This window comes from Kineosporia rhizophila (assembly GCF_021277265.1).
Classification (GTDB): domain Bacteria; phylum Actinomycetota; class Actinomycetes; order Actinomycetales; family Kineosporiaceae; genus Kineosporia; species Kineosporia rhizophila.
Genome location: NZ_JAJSOH010000003.1, coordinates 156,273 through 177,579 on the forward strand (window position 1 = coordinate 156,273; position 21,307 = coordinate 177,579).

General features: G+C 69.8%; 19 protein-coding genes. 7 read left to right on the top strand and 12 right to left on the bottom strand.

The window, feature by feature from the left end; translation table 11 throughout:
- Window positions 1-49 precede the first annotated feature (49 nt).
- Genes LWF15_RS07375 through LWF15_RS07385 form a run of 3 tightly spaced genes read left to right on the top strand, consistent with a single transcriptional unit; the run spans window position 50 to window position 3,053 of the window.
- Window positions 50-1,243, top strand: coding sequence for an SfnB family sulfur acquisition oxidoreductase (locus tag LWF15_RS07375; protein WP_232809633.1), 1,194 nt, complete (start codon window positions 50-52; stop codon window positions 1,241-1,243).
- Between the two features lie 9 nt (window positions 1,244-1,252).
- Window positions 1,253-2,419 (top strand): LLM class flavin-dependent oxidoreductase, encoded by a 1,167-nt coding sequence (locus LWF15_RS07380; protein ID WP_232809634.1) that lies wholly within the window; start codon window positions 1,253-1,255, stop codon window positions 2,417-2,419.
- Window positions 2,420-2,471: 52 nt separating this feature from the next.
- Window positions 2,472-3,053, top strand: coding sequence for a TIGR03086 family metal-binding protein (locus LWF15_RS07385; protein WP_232809635.1), 582 nt, complete (start codon window positions 2,472-2,474; stop codon window positions 3,051-3,053).
- An 86-nt stretch (window positions 3,054-3,139) separates the two neighbouring features.
- Here LWF15_RS07385 and LWF15_RS07390 read toward each other — a convergent pair whose 3' ends face one another.
- Both LWF15_RS07390 and LWF15_RS07395 read right to left on the bottom strand, forming a co-directional pair.
- Window positions 3,140-3,604 (bottom strand): hypothetical protein, encoded by a 465-nt coding sequence (locus LWF15_RS07390; RefSeq protein WP_232809636.1) that lies wholly within the window; start codon window positions 3,602-3,604, stop codon window positions 3,140-3,142.
- 163 nt (window positions 3,605-3,767) lie between these two features.
- Entirely contained in the window at window positions 3,768-4,568 is an 801-nt protein-coding gene (locus LWF15_RS07395) for an SDR family NAD(P)-dependent oxidoreductase (protein WP_232809637.1), read from the bottom strand.
- Window positions 4,569-4,695: 127 nt separating this feature from the next.
- Between LWF15_RS07395 and LWF15_RS07400 the strand changes: the two genes are divergently transcribed.
- Window positions 4,696-5,358 carry a TetR/AcrR family transcriptional regulator gene (locus tag LWF15_RS07400; protein WP_232809638.1) on the top strand — a complete coding sequence of 221 codons (663 nt, stop codon included), beginning with the start codon at window positions 4,696-4,698 and terminating at the stop codon, window positions 5,356-5,358.
- Window positions 5,359-5,434: 76 nt separating this feature from the next.
- Here the strand turns inward: LWF15_RS07400 and LWF15_RS07405 are convergent, their stop codons facing one another.
- The 5 genes from LWF15_RS07405 to LWF15_RS07425 form a co-directional block, all read right to left on the bottom strand.
- On the bottom strand, window positions 5,435-7,660 hold the full coding sequence (locus LWF15_RS07405; protein ID WP_232809639.1) for a M6 family metallopeptidase: 2,226 nt from the start codon (window positions 7,658-7,660) through the stop codon (window positions 5,435-5,437).
- A 107-nt stretch (window positions 7,661-7,767) separates the two neighbouring features.
- Window positions 7,768-9,432 (bottom strand): MFS transporter, encoded by a 1,665-nt coding sequence (locus LWF15_RS07410; RefSeq protein ID WP_232809640.1) that lies wholly within the window; start codon window positions 9,430-9,432, stop codon window positions 7,768-7,770.
- Between the two features lie 5 nt (window positions 9,433-9,437).
- Window positions 9,438-10,154, bottom strand: coding sequence for an alpha/beta hydrolase (locus LWF15_RS07415; protein WP_232809641.1), 717 nt, complete (start codon window positions 10,152-10,154; stop codon window positions 9,438-9,440).
- A gap of 36 nt (window positions 10,155-10,190) precedes the next feature.
- Complete coding sequence (locus LWF15_RS07420) at window positions 10,191-11,012, bottom strand: alpha/beta fold hydrolase (protein ID WP_232809642.1); 822 nt, start codon at window positions 11,010-11,012, stop codon at window positions 10,191-10,193.
- Between the two features lie 132 nt (window positions 11,013-11,144).
- Window positions 11,145-13,019, bottom strand: coding sequence for a GAF domain-containing sensor histidine kinase (locus tag LWF15_RS07425; protein WP_232809643.1), 1,875 nt, complete (start codon window positions 13,017-13,019; stop codon window positions 11,145-11,147).
- Window positions 13,020-13,118: 99 nt separating this feature from the next.
- Here LWF15_RS07425 and LWF15_RS07430 point away from each other — a divergent pair, with 99 nt between their 5' ends.
- Window positions 13,119-13,490, top strand: a complete 372-nt coding sequence (locus LWF15_RS07430; RefSeq protein ID WP_232809644.1) for a response regulator — start codon at window positions 13,119-13,121, stop codon at window positions 13,488-13,490.
- A 10-nt stretch (window positions 13,491-13,500) separates the two neighbouring features.
- Here the strand turns inward: LWF15_RS07430 and LWF15_RS07435 are convergent, their stop codons facing one another.
- The 3 genes from LWF15_RS07435 to LWF15_RS07445 form a co-directional block, all read right to left on the bottom strand.
- Window positions 13,501-14,178: a response regulator gene (locus LWF15_RS07435; protein ID WP_232809645.1), complete on the bottom strand. Its 678-nt coding sequence runs from the start codon at window positions 14,176-14,178 to the stop codon at window positions 13,501-13,503.
- 90 nt (window positions 14,179-14,268) lie between these two features.
- Complete coding sequence (locus tag LWF15_RS07440; protein ID WP_232809646.1) at window positions 14,269-15,135, bottom strand: MerR family DNA-binding transcriptional regulator; 867 nt, start codon at window positions 15,133-15,135, stop codon at window positions 14,269-14,271.
- Between the two features lie 33 nt (window positions 15,136-15,168).
- Window positions 15,169-16,056, bottom strand: a complete 888-nt coding sequence (locus LWF15_RS07445) for a helix-turn-helix transcriptional regulator (RefSeq protein WP_232809647.1) — start codon at window positions 16,054-16,056, stop codon at window positions 15,169-15,171.
- Window positions 16,057-16,202: 146 nt separating this feature from the next.
- Between LWF15_RS07445 and LWF15_RS07450 the strand changes: the two genes are divergently transcribed.
- Together LWF15_RS07450 and LWF15_RS07455 are read left to right on the top strand one after the other, a co-directional pair.
- The gene (locus LWF15_RS07450) at window positions 16,203-17,228 is read left to right on the top strand and encodes a zinc-binding dehydrogenase (RefSeq protein ID WP_232809648.1); all 1,026 of its coding nucleotides are present in this window, start codon (window positions 16,203-16,205) and stop codon (window positions 17,226-17,228) included.
- Window positions 17,229-17,666: 438 nt separating this feature from the next.
- The gene (locus LWF15_RS07455) at window positions 17,667-19,439 is read left to right on the top strand and encodes a DUF5635 domain-containing protein (RefSeq protein WP_232809649.1); all 1,773 of its coding nucleotides are present in this window, start codon (window positions 17,667-17,669) and stop codon (window positions 19,437-19,439) included.
- Window positions 19,440-19,645: 206 nt separating this feature from the next.
- Here LWF15_RS07455 and LWF15_RS07460 read toward each other — a convergent pair whose 3' ends face one another.
- Both LWF15_RS07460 and LWF15_RS07465 read right to left on the bottom strand, forming a co-directional pair.
- The gene (locus LWF15_RS07460) at window positions 19,646-20,242 is read right to left on the bottom strand and encodes a hypothetical protein (protein WP_232809650.1); all 597 of its coding nucleotides are present in this window, start codon (window positions 20,240-20,242) and stop codon (window positions 19,646-19,648) included.
- Window positions 20,243-20,441: 199 nt separating this feature from the next.
- A complete protein-coding gene (locus tag LWF15_RS07465; protein WP_232809651.1) occupies window positions 20,442-21,188 on the bottom strand; it encodes a hypothetical protein in 747 nt (248 codons plus the stop codon).
- Window positions 21,189-21,307 lie beyond the last annotated feature (119 nt).

Sequence of the window (21,307 nt, forward strand, 5' to 3'; positions counted from 1 at the left end):
CAGTTAGGTTAACGGTCTGGTCGGTGTCACGGAGGACTTCGGAGGCGACATGGAACCCGCACGGCTGAGCGAGGGCGAGGCCCTCGGCGTGCTCGACGGCCTGCTGCCGGAGCTGGCCGAGGAGGCCTCGCGGCGCGATTCCGAGCGGGTGCTGCCGCACGCGGAGATCAGGAAGCTTTCGGACGCCGGGCTGTTCGCCTTGTCGGTGCCCGACCGGTTCGGGGGAGCGGACGTCTCGGTCGAGACCCTGACCGAGGTGTTCCGGCGGCTGTCCGCCGTCGATCCCAGCATCGGGCAGATCCCGCAGAGTCACTACGTCTTCCTCGAGGCACTGCGCCTACAGGGGACGCCCGCGCAACAGGCTCGCTTCTTCGGCGAGGTCGTGCGCGGGGCCCGGTACGCGAACGCCCAGACCGAGCGGGGCGGGCGTACGATCACCGAAGACGCCACCACGCTCACCCCCGACGGGCCGGGGCAGTACCGGCTGCAGGGGCAGAAGTTCTACGCCACCGGTTCGCTCTTCGCCGACCGGCTGCTGGTGCGGGCCGTCCTGCCGGAAAGGCCGGAGGGGCCGGTGGCCAAGGCCATCGCCTTCGTGCCGGCCGACGCACCCGGGGTCACGATCGAGGACGACTGGAACGCGATGGGCCAGCGCACCACCGGCAGCGGCACCGTGCGCCTGGAGAACGTGCTGGTCCCTGAGGACGACGTGGTCCCGTTCACCCCCATCTTCGATCAGCCCACCTACTACGGAGCTTTCGCCCAGCTGCTGCACGCCGCGATCGACGCCGGGGTGGCCCGGGGAGCGTTGAACGAGGCCAAACAGCAGGTGGCCAAGGCCCGCCCGTGGTTCGAGGCGGGCGGCGAGCGCGCGGTCGACGACCCGCTGCTGGTGCAGACGGCCGGGGAGGCCGAGATCACCGTGCGCGGCGCGGAGGCCCTGCTGAAGCAGGCCGCCGAACTGGTGGGCGTGGCCCGCAGTGCTCCGGACGCCGCCAACACGGCCGAGGCCTCGGTGGCCACCGCCGTGGCGAAGGTGACGGCCGCGCGGGCGGCGGTGGAGGCGTCTTCGGTCCTGTTCGAACTGGGCGGCACCCGCTCGGCGCTGAACTCGCTGAACCTGAGCCGGTTCTGGCGGGACGGCCGCACCCACAGTCTGCACGACCCGGTGCGCTGGAAGGTTCAGCACATCGGCCGCTGGCTACTGGACGACGTCGCGCCGCCCCGGCACGGCCAGATCTGAGGACAGTTCATGTCACTGAAGTTTCACTGGTTCCTGCCCACCTACGGCGACTCGCGGTTCATCGTCGGCGGCGGGCACGGCCTGCCCGCGGGCACGGCCTCGGGTGACCGGCGGGCCAGCATCGGCTACCTCAGCTCGATCACCCGGGCCGCCGAGGAGTTCGGCTTCACCGGCGCGCTCACCCCGGCCGGGGCCTGGTGCGAGGACGCCTGGCTGACCACCGCGATGCTGAGCCGGGAATCGGAACGGCTGAAGTTCCTGATCGCCTTCCGGCCCGGCCTGATCAGCCCCACCCTGGCCGCCCAGATGTCCGCCACCTTCGAGGCGCACGCCCCGGGCCGGCTGCTGCTGAACGTGGTCACCGGGGGAGAGGCGCACGAACAGCGGGCCTACGGCGACTTCCTGTCCAAGGAAGAGCGGTACGAGCGGTGTGACGAGTTCCTCACCATCATCCGCGGGCTCTGGCGCGGTGAGAAGGTCACCCACACCGGCAAACACATCCAGGTCGAGCAGGCCACCATCCCGTCGGTGCCCGCGGTGACCCCGGCGCTGTACTTCGGGGGATCCTCGCCGGCCGCCGGACCGGTCGCCGCCGAGCACGCCGACGTCTACCTGACCTGGGGCGAGCCGCCCGCGAAGGTGGCCGAGAAGATCGCCTGGATCCGCAAACTCGCCGCCGAACGCGGCCGGGAGATCAAGTTCGGCATCCGGCTGCACGTCATCACCCGCGACGACGCCGACGAGGCCTGGGCCCGCGCCCGTCAGCTGACCGACGCGCTGGGCGAGGACGTGGTGGCGGCCGCGCAGAAGGGCCTGGCCCGCAGCGAGTCCACCGGTCAGGCGCGGATGCTCGAGCTGCACGAGGCCGCCCGGCGTAACGGCGGCTGGCGCGACCCGCACGCGCTGGAGGTGGCTCCCAACCTGTGGGCAGGCGTCGGCCTGGTGCGGGGTGGGGCCGGGACGGCGCTGGTCGGCAGCCACGCCGAGGTCGCCGACCGGATCGCCGAGTACGCCGAGCTGGGCATCGACGAGTTCGTGCTCTCCGGCTACCCGCACCTGGAGGAGCTGTACTGGTTCGGTGAGGGCGTGCTGCCCGAGCTCACCCGGCGCGGGCTCTTCCAGACCCCCACCGCCCAGGCCACCGGGCACGTACCGTTCCTGCCCGCCCAGCCCTGAGACCGATACGGCGACCGATGCGCGCGGTCAGGTTCTGCCGGACGATCGCGGCATGATCTTCGCCGTGCTGGAGGACCTGGCCCGTGTCACCGCGGACACCACCGACGAGCAGCTGAAACTGCCCACCCCGAGCGGCGACTTCACCGTGGCCGACGTCAGACGGCACCTGACCGGCGGACTCACCTACTTCGAGGCCGCCTTCCGGGATCCGGACGCCGACGACCGGGGGGAGGACCCGCACGCCTACACCGGGCCCGACAACCTGCCGGCGGTGATCCCGCAACTGTCCGTCACCCTGCGCTCCGCGCTGGAGAACGGGATGGGCGGGCGCGAGGTGAAGGTGCTGGAACTGGGCGGCGTCTTCCCGGGGGCCATGGTCGTCGACCTGCTGCTGATCGAGGCCTTCACCCACGGCTGGGACCTGGCCCGGGCCCTCGATCGGCCCTGGGAGCCCGACCCGGCGATCAGCGAGCACACGCTCGCGGTGTTCCAGAACGTGATCCGCCCGGAGTTCCGCGGCCCGGGAATGGCCTTCGCGGAGGAGTTCCCGGTCGGCCCGCAGGCCTCTGCGGTGGAGCGGGCGGTAGCGTTCGCGGGTCGTGACCCGTACTGGGAAACACCAGTTCAGGGCTGACGGCAACCGGCTCCCGAGTCACCGTGATGGTGACTGGGAGCCAGTTGTCGTCAGACCAGGTCAGATCCGGTCAGATCTAAGTTGGATCAGTCGACCCACCACTTGCCGCACTTGGTCACGCCGGCGATCTCGGCGCAGGCGCGGGCGGCGTAGTTGGAGTTGTAGACCGAGTCGGTGCGATTCGGCCACGAGCCGCACATCTTCCAGCCGTCGCGCTTGGCCTCGGCGTCCGACTTGATGCCCTTGAAGTTGGGGAACGAGCGGAAGCTACGGTCCACCCACACCCGGTCGCCCGACTGCCGGCCGGACTTGATCTCGGCCCGGCTGAAACGGTCGAAGAGACGTTCGTTCTGCAGTTCCACCACGCGACCCGCATAGGTGAAAGAGGCCCCGGAGTCGACCCGGCGGAACTGCCCGGCGACGGTGTGCTCGTCGCAGTCCGACTGCGCGGCCTGCGCCGACGTGGTGCCGAAGGCCATCAGCGCAGTGGCCGCCAGCACGATGGCCAGCGCGGACAGAGCCAGCCTGCGAATACCCAGAATGTTCTTCATGTTTCCCCTCCAGAACGCCCGACCGCACCCAGACCAGGGATGGGTGTCCGGTGACGGGCCAACGATCCGGTTCCCCCCGGATCTGGTCGGGAACGTTACCAGCGGGTTTCGGCACCGGAAAGGCTTACGCCCGACCGTGCCCAGATGGTAAGGGGGCTGTGGTTCAGGCCCTGGCTGCGGTGAGTAGTTTCTCGGTGACTTGAGCAAGGCGTGCGCGGTATTCGGGGGTGAGGGCCTCGGGAATGCTGGGCTGGGCCTCGTTCTCGCTGTGGAAGTACTTCCCGCTGACCCCGGCCAGGGCCGGGTCGTCGACCAGGCGGCGGGTGGCGTGCAGCCCTTTCTCCAGTGACTCCTGGGCGTCCACCCCGGACGCCTCGACCATGCGGGTGGGCATGAAAGTGGCCGGGTGCAGGCTGTTCACGGTGATCCCGGTGCCGTCCAGCTCCTCGGCCAGGCTCGCGCTCCAGCTGATCAGGGCCAGCTTGGACCGGCTGTAGGCGCTCGGCTCGGTGAAATCCTTCTCGTGGTCGGGGTCTTCGAAGTCGAAGGCGGCCTGGCCCACGGAGGCGACGTTGACGATGCGTGAGGGAGCCGCCGCCCGCAGGAGCGGCAGCAGTTCCCGGGTCAGGAGCACCGGGGCCAGGTAGTTCACCGCCAGTCGCAACTCCAGGCCGTCCTTGGACAGCTGGCGGTCGGTGCCGGTGACGTGGAAGCCGATGCCGGCGTTGTTGACCAGCACGTCGAGCCGGTCATGACGCCTGGCGACCTCGGCGGCCAGGTCTCTGGTCGCGGCCAGGGACGTCAGGTCGGCCTGATAGGTCTCGCCGCCGGTGGCGGAGGCGACCTCGGCCAGCCGGTCGTGGTCGCGGCCGTGCAGGAGGAGCTGGTGCCCGGCACCGGCCAGGTCCTCGGCCAGGGCCCGGCCCAGCCCGCTGGTTGCTCCGGTGATCAGGATCGTGGCCATCTTGGCTGCCTTCCGTCGGCTTCGGGGTGGTGGCCACGACGCTATCAACACCTGTTGAGAAAACTCAACAGGTGTTTGGAAGAGGGCGGCCCTAGGATCGACGCAATGAGCAGGGAAAGGAATCACCGTGGCTGCACGCGCTGACGAGGCCGGAGGGGGCCGGGTCGGGTCGCGTCCGGCCAGCCGGGGTGACCTGCGGCTGGAGGCCCTCCTGCGGGCGGCCGAGGAACTGCTCGAGGAGAAGCCGTTCTCCGAGGTCTCGGTGGGGGAGATCGCCGGCCGTGCGGGCATCTCCCGCCCCACCTTCTACTTCTACTTCGACACCAAGCACGCCCTGCTGGCCGCCGTGCTGGAGCGGGTCACGCAGGACAAGCTGCAGCTCGCGCTGCGCGGCCTGGCGCCCGAGGCCCCGGACGACGACCCGGCGCGCACCTTCCGCGAGAGTTACCACGAGATCCTGCGACTGTGGCGGGAGCACACCGCGGTGGTTCTGGCCGCGTCCGACGCGATGCGCTCGGACCCGGTGCTGGAGCGGGTCTACGCCGACATGAACGAGGCCTTCGTGGTCTCGGCCACCGCCTGGATCGAACGCGAGCGGGCCACCGGCCGGGCCCCGGCCGGGGTGGACGCCCGCACGCTGGCCACCACCCTGGTCTGGATGAGCGAGCGCAACCTGTACTCGATCCTGCTCGGGCCCCAGGACGAGGCGCAGGAGGAGCTGCGGATCGAGGCGCTCGCGCAGGTCTGGATCCGCAGTACCTACGGCGGCGACACGCCCCTCGTGCCCTGACAGTGCCCTGAAACCGTCCTGAAACGCAGTGGTGCCCGCCGTCGGTGACGGCGGGCACCACTACCGGATCGAAGGGTCAGCTCTGGCCACCGCCGGGCTGGACCACCCCGTTCACCGTGAGCTTGTAGGGCGCGTACTGCTGGCCCTGCTCGGTCGGCTCGTCGTAGGCCACCACGGCCACCACCTGCTCGGCCTTACGCAGTTCGCGCACCTCTGGGCTGCGGCGGCCCAGGTCGATGCCGGACTGCCCGTCGAAGGTGATCTGGGCGGCCCGTTCCTTACGGGCGTCCAGGCCGATCAGCCGCACGTTCCAGTTGGCCACCGCCACCGGGGCGATCTCGGTGGGGGAGTCGAACGGCTCCAGGCTGGAACCGTCGCTGAGCTTCGTGCTTCCCACGGTCAGGTCGTCGATGAGCAAGCCGCCCTCGTTGACCCCAGCGTCGCTGACGTAGCGGATGCTGACCAGGATCTCCTGGCCGGCATAGGCCGACAGATCGTACTCGTGGGCCTCGAAACCGCTCGTGGTGCCGTTGAGGGCGGGGCCGAACGGGCCGTCGACCGTCTTGTCACCGGGAAGCGGTGTGCTGTATGTCTTCCCGCCGTCGGTCGAGACGCTCACGTAGGCGTAGTCGTAACCGGCCTCGGCCCCGTACTTGGCCAGGAAGCGCAGTTTCGGATCGGTGGTGGGCACGCTCGCCTCGGTGACCAGGGCGGCGTCGGTGTTGTTCTGGTTGCCGGAGAACAGCACCGGGTTGCCCGGCCGGTCCGGATCGTTGCTGACCACCGTCCAGGCCAGCGACAGCGGCGGCAGGGTCTTGGCGCCGGCGAAGGTCAGCGTGTCGATGTCCTTGCCGCGGATCGGCTTTCCGTCCTTCATGACCGGCACGTAGTCGGCCCCGTTGGGGGCCGCGCCCGGGTCGAGGTACGACTGCGGGTTCGCCAGGTTGATCGAGGAGTTCAGGCTCTTGCTGGTCACCGCGCTCTTGTCGGCCCCGGTCAGCTTCGACTTCTTGGACGAGTCGAGGAAGGCGTCGAGCACGTTCGAGGACTGGAAGTCGTGCAGCACGTCGTACACGTCCTGCTTGACGCCCTCGTTCTTGAGCTGGGCCGCGACCCCGGCCAGGCCCTGGTGCTCGCCGTCGCGGTGCAGGCCGGAGATGAAGTCCTGGCCGTAGCGGTCGTAGAGGAACAGCAGGAACGCGTACGCGTGGCCGTAGTCGGCCAGCACCGCGTTCGGGTTGTCGCTGTCCTCACCCCACAGGGTCAGGGAGTTCTGCGCGCCGCCGCTGTCGCGCGGGTTGCGGTTGTACGGCGTCTCCACCGTTGAGTAGCCCTGGTAGGAGATCAGGTGGTTGTCGAAGCCGGGCTCGAAAACGGTTGCGGTGGTGTTCGAGTAGCCGACCAGCGAGATGGCGAAGTCCGACAGGCCCTCGTTGACCCACGTCGACTCGCTCAGGTCGGTGTAGTACTGCAGCAGGTGCTGCCACTCGTGCGCGAAAACGCCTTCGTACAACCACGGACGAGCGGGGCGGCTCGTGCACAGGTCGCTGGTGGCCGCGTCGGCCGGGTTCGCGGTGGTGCGATGCGCCCAGTCGAACGCATCGATCGTCATCACGTTCCGGTCGAAGAGCTCGTTCAGGGACGCGGAGAAGAAACCGGCGGTGTAGGTGGGTACCGCGGGGAAGTCGAAGAAGTTCTCGTCGCGCACGTTGTCGACCAGCGTGACGGTCTTCCCGCCTCCGCCGCCGTACTCGCCGCCGTTGCCGTTCGCGTCCGGGCCCAGCAGGGCGTTGCTGCCGTCGCGGTCGGGCGGGGTGCTGAAGGCCGCGGTCTCCTTCGGGTACATGTTGGTGTCGAACTGGGTGATCAGCCCGGCCACCTGCGCGTCGGTGACCGTGGTGCTGCCCGGCACGGCGTTGCGGCAGTCGCCCTGGGGGAAGGCGATGTCGTTGGCGACCCACACCTCGATGTGATCGCCCACCCCGCGCAGGGTGTAGTCCTTGCGGTAGTAGACGCCGTTCTTGTCGTCCAGGGCCAGCCACTGCCGCACCGTGCCCACCCCGGGGGTGGTACCGGCCTGCGCCTTCGACCGGGCTTTCCGCTGCGTCCGGGGGCGGTCCGGTACCTCGACCTTCTCCCCCTCGACCAGTTGCGGGTCGCGGACGCCCATGGTGATGTCCGAGGCGATCCCGGCCCGCTCGGGTTCGGGGGCGGCAGAGCTGGGGGCCGCGGACGGCACCAGAGCGGCGAGCGGGACAGCGAGGGCGAGGGCGACGGGCGCAGCCAGTCGTTTCCGGACCATCTGATCTCCTCGGAGGTTTGGGTGCGACCTCCGAAAGAGTGGGCCGTTCGGTCCGGCCGGGGTCCGGCTTTGGATCAAACTCAGTCGTTCAGATGACCGGGTCGGTGTTACTGCTGGGCCGGTTCTGGCTGTAGGGCCGTTTCGCCGGACTTGCGCTGGGCGTGGCCGGGTTTGAGCAGGAAGAGCTGGTGTTCCGCGTGGGTGGCGCCGGTCTCGGTGTGCACGAGGGCCGAGACGATCGCTTCGTGGTCCGACTCGGTCCAGCGGTCCCGGTGCTGGCGCTGGAACTCGTCCCACGACGGCACGGTGAACCGCTCGAGGATCAGCTGCGGGTCCGAACCGTCCTGGTACAGCCCCCAGGAGTAGCCGCCGGTGCGGCGCCGGGCCCGTCCCACGGCCCGCATCGACCGCTCGAACGCATCGAGTTCCCCGGTCCGGACCCGGTAGGTCTTGACGATCGTCACCGGCCCGTCGGCCGGCTCGGGATCGAAGACGACGGTGGGAGTGGGCCAGGCCGTCGAGACCCCGCGGGCCAGGCTGCCGGTGGCGGCCAGGAGCGGCAGGAACCGGACGCTCGCGGCCACCAGGGCGAGCAGTGTCGCCGAGACGAGCAGGGCCGGGGTCAGGCCGAGGTGTGAGGCGGCCAGGCCCCAGACGAACGAGCCCAGGGCCTGGGTGCCCATGAACACCAGAAGGTAGACCGACATGCCGCGGGCGCGCACCCAGTGGGCCAGGGAGAGCTGCACCGAGGCGTTGAGGGTGGTGAGTGTTCCGATCCAGGCTGCTCCGGAGATCAGGAGCAGGGGCAGGACCGCCCAGACCGGCAGGACGGCCACCGCCACGACCCCCAGGGCGTAGGCCAGGGCCGACAGCACGAGAATGCCGTTGCGGGAGAACTTCTTGGCCAGGACCGGGTTGAGGGCGACGCCGGCCACCGCCCCGATCCCCACGATGCCCAGCACCAGGCCGTATCCCGAGGCGCCGTAGTGCAGGTGCTGGGAGGAGGCCAGCGGCAGCAGGGCCCACAGGGCTGAGGCGGGGAAGGCGAAAAGGGCCGAGCGCAGCATGATCCGGCGCACGATCGGCGCCGACTGCACGTAGTGCACGCCGGTGACGATGGAGCGTCCGAGGGGTTCCCGGTCGCCGGAGCGGTCTCCGGCGTCGCGGTCCCACCAGGCCAGGGCGCCGATGATCACCGCGAAGCTGAGCGTGTTCACGGCGAAGACGGCCGCCGGGCCGGCCGCCGCGACGAGTACGCCACCGGCGGCCGGGCCCACGGCCCGGGCGGCGTTGACGGTCACGCTGCCCAGGGCCGAGGCGGCCGGAATCTGTTCCTTGGGTACCAGTTCCGGCTGGATCGCCTGCCAGGCCGGGGAGGTCAGGGCCGAGCCGCAGCCGAGCAGGAACGTCATGGCCAGCAAGAGGCCGGGGGTGAGGGTGTCGGTGAACGCCAGGGCGGTCGTCACCCCGGCGGCGACGGCGGTGTACGTGCTGACCGCGATCAGCAACCGCCGCCGGTCGAGCAGGTCGGCCAAGGCCCCCGCGAACAGCGACAGGAACAGCACCGGGAGCAGGCTCGCCGTCTGCACCAGGGCGACGACGGTGGCACTGCTGCGGTGTTCCACCAGGAACCACTGGGCCCCGACGGTCTGCATCCACAGCCCGATGTTCGAGATCAGCTGGGCCACGAACAGCGTGCGGTACACGCGGTTGCGCAGCGGCGCCCAGGCACTGGGCCGGTGTTGCGGGGGCATGGGCCGGTTGCTCGACATGGTTCTCAGCTCAGCGCTTTGACGGCTTCTTCGACGACGGCCACGACCTCGGCCGGCTTGGCCAGCATCACCAGGTGGGGCGCGTCGATCTCGACCACGGTGCGCAGGCCGGCCCGCTGGTAGCCGAAGCGCTCGACGTCCGGGTTGATGGTCTTGTCGGCGCTGCTGACGATGCCCCAGCCCGGCTTGGTCTTCCAGGCCGCGACCGGCGCCGGCTCACCGAACGCGGCGGCGGCCAGCGGGCGCTGCGAGACGGCCAGGACCTCGGCGGTCTCCAGCGGGACACCGGCGGCGAAGACGGCCGGGAACGCCTTGGGCTCGACCGAGACGTCGGTGCCGGGCTCGGCGCCCTCGATCGGGTACGGCGCGTAGACCAGGTGGGCGGCCAGGTCCGAGTCGGGGAAGCGGCCCTGCAGTTCGCCCAGGCTCTCGCCCACTTCGAGGGCGTAGCCGGAGACGTAGACCAGGCCGACGACGTTCTCGGCCACGCCGGCCACCGTGATCACGGCACCGCCGTAGGAGTGGCCGACCAGCAGCACGGGGCCCTCGATCTGCTCGACGAACGAGCGGATGTAGGCCGCGTCGCCGGTCAGGCTGCGGTTGGGCACCGGCGGGGCGAAAACGGTGTGCCCGGCGTCGAGCAGCCGGCGGGTGACCGGGGCCCAGCTGGCCGCGTCGGCGAAGGCGCCGTGGACCAGGACGATGGTCGGGGAGGACGACATGTGCGGTGCTCCTGTTCCAGGTGTTCGGGTGGCTGCTTATTCGGCGATGAAGGCGAGGATGTCCGCGGTGAGGGACTTCTGGTACGCGCCGAAGATGCCGTGCGGGGCGCCCGGGTAGGTCACCAGGCGGCCGTCCTTGACCAGGTCGATGGTCTTCTCGGCGGCGGCCTTGATCGGCACGATCTGGTCGTCGTCGCCGTGCGCGATCATGATCGGGACGGTCAGGGCCTTCAGGTCCTCGGTGAAGTCGGTCTCCGAGAACGCCTTCACGCAGTCGTAGGCGGCGGCCAGGTTGACCAGCATGCCCTGGCGCCAGAAGTCGTCCTTGGCGCCCTGGGAGACGTTCGCGCCGGGGCGGTTGGCGCCGAAGAACGGCTCGGCGAGGTCCTTGTAGAACTGCGAGCGGTCGTTGAGCACGCCGTCGCGGATGTCGTTGAGGGCCTCGATCGGGGTGCCGTAGGGGTTGGTCTCCGACTTCAGCATGATCGGCGGGACGGCGCCGGCGGTGACCACCTTCACCACCCGGCCGGCCGCGTGCTGGGCGGCGTAGCGCACCACTTCGCCACCACCGGTGGAGTGACCCACGACGACCAGGTCGCGCAGGTCGAGCGCCTCGACCAGCTGGGCCAGGTCACTGGCGTAGGTGTCCATGTCGTTGCCGGTGTACGTCTTGGAGGAGCGCCCGTGGCCGCGGCGGTCGTGGGCGATGGCCCGGTAGCCGGCGTCGGCGAACACCTTCAGTTCCTTCTGCCAGGCGTCGGACGACAGCGGCCAGCCGTGGCTGAACAGGACCGGCTGACCCTCACCGTGCTCGGTGTAGTAGATCTCGGTGCCGTCGGTGGTGGTGATGTACGACATGGTGTCTCCCGCTGTGTGGTGTTTGCGTGAGATCAACTCTGGTCTGTCGCACGGGTGGTGTCGTCGCTGCTAGCGGCCATTGCCGGGGGATCGGTGGCGGGGGTGGCCACTACCGGGTAGCGGGGTGGTCGCTCAGGCCCGGGGGCGGTAGGGGATCCGGATCGTGATGCTGGTGCCGGCCCCCGGCGGGCTCACGATCGCCAGGGTTCCCCCGGCCACGTCGATGCGGTCGTGCAGGCCGATCAGCCCGGAACCGGTGCCGGTGCGGGCACCCCCGACCCCGTCGTCGGTGACCACCAGGTCCAGGACGCTCCCGTCGGTGCGGGCCGAGATCGTGACCTCGGACGCCTGCGCGTACTTGGCGGTGTTGGTCAGGGCCTCGGCCGCGGCGAAGTACGCGGCGACCTCGACCGCGTCGGGCAGCCGGGTGGGGATGGCGATCGACAGCGAGACCGGCACGGGGGAGCGCCGGGCCAGGGTCTTCAGGGCGGCCGCCAGACCGCCGCGGGACAGGATGGCGGGGTGGATGCCGCGAGAGAGCTCCTGCAGGTCGGTGTGGATCTGCGACAGCGTCTCCACGCAGTGGTCGAGTCTGCCTCTCAGCTGCGGGAACTCGGCGGGCACGGCGGCCTGGGTGGCCCGTAGCTCCAGGCCGAGCGAGACGATGCGCTGCTGGGCGCCGTCGTGCAGGTCGCGCTCGATGGTGCGCCGGGCCTGGTCGGCGGCGGCCACGACGCGGGCGCGGGAGCGGGTGAGCTGGGCCCGGGTCTCGCTGTTGTACACGGCCGTGGCGATCAGGTCGGCGAAGTCGGTCATCCGGGCCTGGATGTCCGGTGCGGGCGGGTGCTCGCCGATGCCGACCACCACCGCTCCCCAGGTGCGGCCGTCCACGGTGATCGGCACCCCGATGCCCCGGACGAAGGCCCGCCGGCGCAGGCGCCCGGCCACCGGCCCGGTCGCCTCGGCGTAGTCCACGGCGACCGGTTCACCGGTCTCGAACACGATCGTGCAGACGTTGTGGCCACCGACCCGGAAGCGCTCGCCGATCACGAGACGGCTCTCGTCACCGTCCTCGTCCTCGGCGGCCAGCACCTCGTACTGGACGCTTCGCGCTCCGTCCTCACCGGCGTCCTCAGGCTTTTCGGGGTTCTCGAAGCGGACCACCGAGACGTGCTCGGCGTCGAGGCTGCGAGCCAGCTCGGAGGCGGCGACGCCGTGCACCTCGTCGGGCTCGGCCCGCGAGGCGACCAGCGTGGCGGTCCGGCGCAGGGCAGCCTGCTGGCGGGCCAGGTCGGCGGTCTGCCGGTGCAGGGTCTCCCGGTCGCGGGCCGCGGCCAGGAGCGCCTCCAGAGCCGGCACCACCCGCCGCACCCGCCGGGCATCGCCGGGCGCGAGCTGGCCGGGCACCATCAGCGAGCCCACCGGTGTGGCGCCGTCGTGCAACAGGATGCGTTGCTGACCTGGTGTGGGCTCCTGCTCGGGCGCACCCAGAACGGCGCTTCCCGGCGGTAGTTCCAGCACCTCGGCCAGCCGGGTGCTCGCGGTGTCGAGCATCTGCGCCGGGTTCACCTCGCGCAGCATGGTCCGCGCCAGTTCGGCTAGCAGGTCGGCCTCTCTGCGGCGCTGCTCCGACTCGGCCGCGCGCAGCCGGGACTGGCCCACCAGCACGTTGGTCAGCAGCGCGAGCACGGTGAACACGATGACGGCCGGCACCAGCGAGTCGCTGTTCTCCAGCACGTGGACGTAGGCGTAGGCGGCGGCGCTCGCGGCCGACGTGGCCAGGGCGAGGCCGAACTCCCAGCTCGCCGAGATCACCAGGACACCGAAGAGGAACAGGGCCCCGAAGGCGCTGTCCGGGGCGATCTGGGTGAGCAGATGCACCAGGAACACCTCGGCCGCGATCAGCCCGGCCGCGACCACCACCCCCAGACCCAGCGGTGGGGGCGTGGGACGCAGCACTTTCAGCAGCAGGCGCTCACGGCGGGTGGGGGCATCGTGCTCGGTCACGTCGCACAGGCTCACGAACGCCCACCCCGGACGGGCAAAGGTGCCGCTAGCGGGAATGTGCCCACCGCAGTGCTCTGCCACGCTGGTCGAATGAGGTACATGGACCACCGCTGTCTGATCGTGGACGACAGCCCGACGTACTGCGCAGCGGTACGCGACATGCTGGAGGCCGCGGGGATGACCGTGGTGGCCACCGCCGCGACGCTGGCCGAGGCCGTCGAGGCGGCGAACACCCACCGGCCCGACCTCGCCCTGGTCGACATCGACCTGGGCGCCGAGAGCGGGTTCGACGTGGTCGAGGCCCTGCAGAAGGTCGAGGTGCCCACGCCGGCCGTGATCCTGGTCTCGACCCACGACCCGGACGACTTCGCCGAGATGATCGCGGACAGCTCGGCCATCGGTTTTCTCCAGAAGTTCGGGCTCTCGGCCGAGCTCATCGCCCAGATGGTGGCCGGGCACCCGCGGAACTGAGACGCCACGCTCAGGAGATGGTGTCGAGGTAGAGGATCACGGCCCGCACCCGCCGGTGGTCGTCCGCGGTGTCGGCCAGGCCGAGCTTGGACAGGATGCTCTTCACGTGCTTCTCGACGGTGCCCTCGGTGATCCACATGCGCCGGGCGATCCCGCCGTTCGACAGCCCCTCGGCCATCAGCACGAGCACCTCCCGCTCGCGGTTGCTCAGCGCGGCCAGCGGGTCGTCCCGGCGCCGGGCCGAGACCAGCTCCTGGATCAGCGCCGGGTCGATCACGGAGGCACCGTCGGCGATCCGCCGGGCGGTGTCGATGAAGTCGGCCACGTCGGTGACCCGGCTCTTGAGCAGGTAGCCGATGCCGCGCCCACCGTCGAGCAGTTCCAGGGCGTGCTCCACCTCCACGTGCGCGGAGAGCAGCAGCATGGCCACGTCGGGGAACTCGCGCCGGATCTTCAGGGCCGCGTCCAGGCCCTCCGCAGTGTGCGTCGGGGGCATCCGGATGTCGATGACCGCCAGCTGCGGCGGCTGCTCACGGATGGCCGAGACGAGCTCCTCGGCATCGCCCGCCTGCGCCACCACCTCGAACCCGGAGCGGGACAGCAGACTGGCCACACCCTCCCGCAGCAGCACGTCGTCATCAGCGACAATCACTCGCAGTGACGCATCGACGGTGCCGGGGGAGGTCATGCGAGGACGTTAGGGACTCTGGCTGCCGGTGAACAAGTGTCCTGATGAGCGGTGCTCGTCACGAGTGTCTGCGCCGGCGGGAAGGGCAGCTCAGTCGAGGCGGACGTCGAACACGGTGAGGTGTTCGTTCTCGGCCCGTTCCACCGGGCGGGCCTGCCGTCCGATCGGCGTGGCCCGGTGCTGCTGCAGATAGTTCTCGAAGGCCAGGTGTTGCTTGTAGTCAAGGGCAGCCTCCTGCACGGGGGAGAACGGGCCTGGCTCGACCGGGCTGAAGGTGACCTCGAGCCGGCGCGGCAAGGTGCCGGAAAGCACAGTCAGGTGCTGACCACATCGATGGTGGACGTCCTGAGTCAGTTCGTCGGCCTCGCCCGCTTCCAGCGGGCGGGCCACCGCGCGGGTGATCACCATCTCCAGGGTCCGGGCGTCAGCGGTCGGTGTTTCCGGCACCGCCGTCCAGGAGATGCCCGAAGGGCCGAGTCCACCGGCAGTCAGAGCCTCCCGGAAAGCGCCGGAGACCAGCGGCAGGTCGGCGGAGAGCACAGCGAACGCCCCGATCTGCTCCGCGGCCTCGGTGGGGATCCCGATCCGCCACAACAGACCGACCCACGCAGTCTCCGGGGCCGGGACCACGTGCGTCCGCAATTGGGCCGGTTCGAAACGGGAGACCTCTTCGGCCACGTCGAGATAGAAGTCCTCGGTGAGCCGGCGCAGCTCCAGCTGCTCACGCCGCGCCCGGAAGTCGAAAGGCTCCTTCAGATCACTGAGCGGCACCGACGCCCGCCGCAGCAGATCCAGCCGCTGGGCCGGCCCGAGCTGGGCCCGGTCGTAGTAGCGGTAGCCGGTGCTGGGCTCGACGAAGGAAGGCAACAGGATGCCGCGCTGGTGGTACAGCCTCAGCGCCTTGGGGCTCAGGCCGGTGAGGGCGGCGAACTCGCCCGCTGTGAATTCCCGGGTCATGGGTTCAGCGTGAAGGTGGCCCCAGGGGACAGGTCAACCCGCCGATGGCTGAGGTGCCGTCCTCGAGGAGGCCGACAGGGCGCCGAGTAGCTGCAGGCCCTCCGCTGCGGGGGTGCCGGGTTCGGCGTAGTACATGAGCCAGAGCACCCCCTGGCCGTCGGCGACGTCGAGGTATTCGTAGTTCAGGTCGAGATCGCCGACCTGAGGGTGGTGGAACAGCTTCTGGCCGTTGCTGAGAGGGCGCACGTCGTGGCCGGCCCAGCGCACACGGAAGTACTCGTTGCGGGTGGACAGTTCGCCCACGAGGTTGGACAGGCTCTTGTCGTAGGGGTTGCGGCCGGCTGCTGCCCTCAGGATCGCCACCACCGGCTCGGCGACGCTCTCCCAGTCGCGATGCAGGGTGCGGGCTGCCGGGTCCAGGAAGATGAAGCGGGGCAGGTTCCGGATCTCTCCCGGGGGCAGCGGGTTCCTGAACATGGGTGAGTACAGTTCCTCGCCCAGCGCATTGGCGCCCAGCACGTCGCCCTTCTCGCTGACCATGATCACTGCAGCGCCGGTGACGGTGTCGACCAGCGTCTGCAGGCCCGGCCGAGCCTGTGGGACATCCTTGCGGGGGCGGGTGCGACGGGGAGCTGGGCCGAGGGCCCGCACCAGGTCGAAGAGGTGGGCCCGTTCGGTGTCGCTCAACTGCAGGGCCTGGGCCACACCGTGCAGGACCTCGTCGGACGCTCCCCGGGCCCGGCCCTGCTCCAGCCGCGTGTAGTACTCGACGCTGACCCCCGCCAGGTGCGCCACCTCCTCGCGCCGCAGGCCGGCGACCCGGCGACGTCGGCCCTGCGGCTGCGCGATCCCGGCCTGTTCCGGCCTCAGCCGGGCGCGGCGCGTGGCCAGGAACTGCGTCAGGTCGCGGCGGGAGTCCATGGCTCAAAGCATGGCAGCGTCCGCCCGCGTAACCAGGCCCTGCGAGGACCACCCCGGGCAGGGCCTGGTTGCCGTTGCCGGCGGCGCCTTGAATCGAGGTCGTCCCGGGCCGAACCCCGGGCCGGGAGCGATCAGAAGGAAACATCATGCGTGCAGCCCTGTTGTTCGGCGCCGGCGACGTCCGCGTCGAGAACATTCCCGACCCCACTCTCCAGCGCCCCACCGACGCGATCGTGCGGGTCGTGCTCTCCTGCATCTGCGGGAGCGACCTGCACGACTACCGAGGCCTGCCTGCCCAGCAGCAGGGCCTGCAGATGGGCCACGAGATGCTGGGGCTGGTGGAGGAGACCGGTTCCGCGGTCACCGGTCTGAAGAGGGGCGACCTGGTCGTCGCATCGTGGACCGCGCAGGACAACACGTGTGAGTTCTGCCGGGCCGGCAACCAGGTCAACTGCGTGCACGGGGAGATGCTCTCGGCGGCGCAGGCCGAACTCGTCCGGATTCCGCAGGCTTCCGGCACGCTCAGGCCGTTGCCGGTGACGTCCGAAGCCGAAGCCCCGCTTCTGCGGTCGTTGCTGACCCTGGCCGATGTGTACGGCACCGGCCATCACGCCGCCAAGCGGGCCGGTGTGGGCGCGGGAGACACCGTCACCGTCATCGGCGACGGGGCAGTGGGCCTGCTGGCGGTGCTGGCGGCCCGTCGGCTCGGCGCGGAACAGATCGTTCTGATGGGCCGGCACCGGGCCCGTACCGACCTGGGCCGCGAGTTCGGCGCCACCGACGTGGTCGCCGAACGCGGTGAGGAGGGTGTCGCCGCAGTGCGCGACCTGACCGCCGGTGGGTCGGCGAAGGTCATCGAGGCGGTGGGACACCGGCCCGCCTACGACCAGGCCGTGGGCGTGGTCCGGCCCGGCGGCGTGATCAGCCGGGTCGGTGTGCCGCAGTACGAGGAAGCCCCGATCGGCGTGAGCAGCCTGTTCTTCCGCGGCATCACGCTGACCGGCGGCCCCGCTCCGGTGCGCTCCTACATGGATGAGCTGCTGCCCGGCATCCTCGACGGAACCGTCAATCCAGGCAGGGTTTTCGACAGCAGTATCGGCCTCACGGATGTGCCCAAGGGATACGCGGCCATGGATGCTCGGGAGTCGCTGAAGGTTCTCGTCGAACTCTGAACGGTCTCAGCCGGCTACGTGGTACAGCCGCTGGTTGCAGAACTCTTCGAAGCCTCCCCCGGCGCGCTCGCCGAACAGATCAGAGACCTTTTGGGCGATCGCGGCCCGTTCGGTGAGGCTGACCGGCCTGGCCAACCGGCGTCGCTGGCTGGCCGCGGTCGAGGCTCAGGAGGCCGATGCCCAGCCTCACGGCTCGACCGCGCCACCGGCCGGGTCCCGACTCAGGATGCAGCTGCGCTCATTGCTGGAGGTCGGTTGATGGTCTTCTGCGTGCTGTCATGGAAGCCCAGCGGGTGACTCCGAGCGACCAGACATGGACCTTGCCGCTTCGGCCTGACGCCGAGGGGCACGATTGACCAAGCCGAAGACTGCGCGTGGCGTTGACTTGGGGTTTACTATTCAGAAAACCCCAAGTCCACAACCGGCGAGGAGCATGACTTGGCTGTTCAGCCTGGCGGAGAGGTCTGGGAAGACCGGCGCAAGCTCGCGGCAGCGGTGGACAAGGCACTGGCGCTGCTGCTCACGGGGGCGACCGCTGACGCAGCCGAAGTCGAAGGTGTTGACTTCAAGGAAGAGGCCGGGCGCCGCGCCCGCGGTGGGGTGATCCTGCCCGGTCAGCCCCGGAGTGACGCAGTTGCTTCGCAACTGGCCGACGAGGCGGCCTGCCTGGCGAACACGCCAGGTGGCGGAGCACTGATCGTCGGAGTCGCGGACGACGGGCGGGCGATCGGGGCAGCTTCGGAACGGGACTGGCTTCGGCACCGGATCCACGAACGGGTCGACCTGGCACCGGCGATCGAGGAGCGCTTCCTGCCGGACGGCACCCGCCTCCTGGTCATCATGGTGGCCGAATCGCGCGAACCCGTGGAGAACACCAAGGATCAACTGCGGTGGAGAGTGGGTGCCGGCTGCGCCCCGATCGACCGGTCGGAGTGGTGGGCAGAACGTCTGAGGCGGCAGGGCAGTGATCCTCTGGCTGCCGAGACGTCCAAGACCCTGGCCGACATCACTCCGGGAGCCATGTCGGCCGCGAAGCGTCTGCTGCGCGGGACCGCCAAGAGCGACCTGAACGATCACAGCGATCGCGAGTACCTCTCGCGCCTCGGCGTTCTACTCCCCAGCGGCCGGCTGACCGCGGCCGGGGTGCACATGTTCTGCCCCGCCCCGAGAACGGTCCTCGAACTGGCCGTCCTCGACGTGGTCGGCGGGGACGTGATCTCCGGGCCCCCGGACCTGTCCGGGCTGAGCCTGGTCGAGCAGCTCGGCGAGATCGAGGCCCGCCTGGACGTTCTCGACAGCTCCGTCGTCCTGCAGTCAGGTCTGCAACTGGAACCGGTGCGCCGGATTCCTTGGCCGGCCGTGCGCGAAGCGCTGCTCAACGCGATCGTCCACCGCGACTGGCTGCCCCTCGAACCCGTACACCTGACCTGGGTTGCGGCCGACGCCAGCCTCGACGTGGTTTCCCCAGGGGGATTCGCGGGCGGGGTGACGAGCGAATCCGTTCTATCAGCAAGATATTCACGCAATCCTGCACTGGCGGACCTGGCCCGGGCCATGGGGTTGGTGGAACGCCAGGGGATCGGCGTGGACCGGATGTACCGGGAGATGGTCTCTCTCGGCCATCGTCCACCGACCATCCGGCAAGAGCCAGGTCCACAGGTGCGTACGCGTCTGGTGGGCGGCCAGCCGTTGCCGGCCGTGATCGCCTCGATCGGGGCGGTCACACCCACCGAGCGCCAGCGGGACCTTCGGGTTGCCCTGGGCCTGTACGTGATGTTGCGTGACGGATTCCTGACCGCTGCCGCGTTCGCGGCGCTGCTGCAGGTTCCCCTGGACGAGGCGGAGCAGACGCTGGACGTCCTCGCGACCTGCAGCGTGGACGACGAGCCGCTGATCCGTTCCACCTCTGCAGGTCCCTGGCTCCCGGCTCCCGGCATCATCCGGCGGGCCACGGCAGATGCCCGGTCGCTGGAGCAGGCTCAGCGACGGGGCCTGATGGGCTGGTACCGGCCGGGTCAGCGGGCGGCAGAGCACCTGGTGCGCACGTATGTAGCTGCCGCGGGGAGAATTTCGAGCGGTGAGCTGGCCGGGATTACCGGGCTCACCACTCAGGGGGCGCTGAACATGCTCACCCGGATGGAGAACGAGGGGATCGTGAGACGAGGCGCAGCGCAGGGGCGGCGGGCGCACTTCATCGCTGCTGACCTCTGACCGAGTCCAGCCTGGACGGTGCCAGAAGGCCGGACCGGGAAACCTGCTCGGCCACATCCAGATAGAAGTCCGGGCTCGACGAAGGCAGGCAGCAGGATGCGAGTTCGCGTTACAGCTTCAGGGCCTTCGGGCTCAGGCCAGTGAGATTCGCGAACTCGCCCGCCGTGAAGTCTCGGGTCCTGGGGCCAGGTCAACCGGCCCGAACCTCACGAATGCAGGTCGCTCGCGGTGAGCGGCAGATCGTTCCTGCCGGGCAGTCGAACCGCTTCCCCCGGTGGCCCGTCAGGCCCGGCATCGGGGGCCTGGCCGCGGATCCACTGCTGCTCGAACGGCAGTAGACGAGACCAGTTCCGTCGGATGAGGGCGACCAGGGCGTCCCGACGCTCAGCGTGACCGGCTGCGTGAATCACGAGATAGGACAGTGGCATCGCGGGCGGGATGGGACGTCGTCGGCTCTTGGGCTTTGCCAGCCACTGTTCGTACCAGACGCACACATCGTCCCAAATACGGTCATCCGCTACTTCCAGCAATGCGTCGGCCGCGTACTCTCGCACGGCACCGCGATTGTCGGTGAAGGCTCGCCAGAGAACCTGGCTGGATCCGGCCCCGCATCGACGGCCCAGGGACACCAGGGCTGCACACCTCAGATGCTCGGTGCCGGGCCCGGTCCGCGTCAGAAACGCTTCGAGGGCAGGAATTCCTGTGGTGCCGTGTGAATGACCAAGTTGCGCAGCCACGGACACAAGGCCGTGGAGCGATTTGGACGCGTGACCGTCCAGTACCTCAGCGTCGGTTGCCTGCATCGTGCTTCTTCGACGGGATTCGATTCGATCGGACACGAACTTTACTGGGTGAAGGCGTAGGTGCGGATCGGGTCGAGGTGCAGCTCGTAAGGTCGCATACAGTCCGCGCAGAGGCCAAGTGGCGTCCGAGTTCAAGACGGCCGGCCTGATCGGCTGGTGGAGGTCGGCGCCCCGCCGCCGGCCTCCGGAGGCGGGCGGATCAGCCCACGTGCAGCGGTTCGCTGTAGGAAACGCCGCTCACCACGTCGCCGCGGTACTTCACCCGGTAGTCACCGGGTTCCGAGGAGGTGGGGCCCCAAGGGCCGTAGCCGCCAACGCGCTCGCGCACGGTCGTCCACTCGTTCGTGCCATCTGCCCGGAACTGCAGGTCGAACAGGGACCAGGCCTCGATGTTCCGCCACGACCGGGTCTCCCAGTCGGCTCGCTGCACGGTGGCGCTGAAACCCTCGTCGTTCTGGGTGAACTCGGTGATCCGGGTGGCCCGCAGGACGGTCAGCGTGGTGTCGTGGGTGAAGGTGGTCTCGGCCGCGTCCTTGAAGTCGTCCTTGTCGGCGTCGACGAAAGCCGTGTAGCCGGCCGGCATGGTCTGCCCGGCCAGGACGTTGCCGGCGGCCGGGACGATGTCGAACGGGTAGTCGCCGTCGCTGTGCCAGGCCTTGGGGTGGCCGTTGAGGAAGGTGGTCACGAAGTAGCCGGGCGACTGGACGGCGGAGGGCACGCCTGCGGGCCACTCGGCCCGGTAGGTGAACTCGACGGAGGAGCCTTCGGGGCAGTTCGTGGTGGGGCTGAGGTCGAACTCGTTCTTCTCCAGTCCCACCACGACCGTGGTGGGCGCGCCGGTGATGGAGCAGGTCTCGGCGGCGTTGGCCGGAGCCGCGGCGAGGCCGGTGACGGTGGCGGCGGTGAACACGGTGGCCAGGGCTGCCGAGGTTCTGATGCTTCGCATGGTGGAAAGTTGTAGCTCGCCAGAGGCGCCTTGCGCAGGCTTTTGTCCGAAAAGAACCTATTTGCCGAGGTGGACCCGGTGATGACTTCTGGCGTCCGTACCCGTCACACCTACATCGG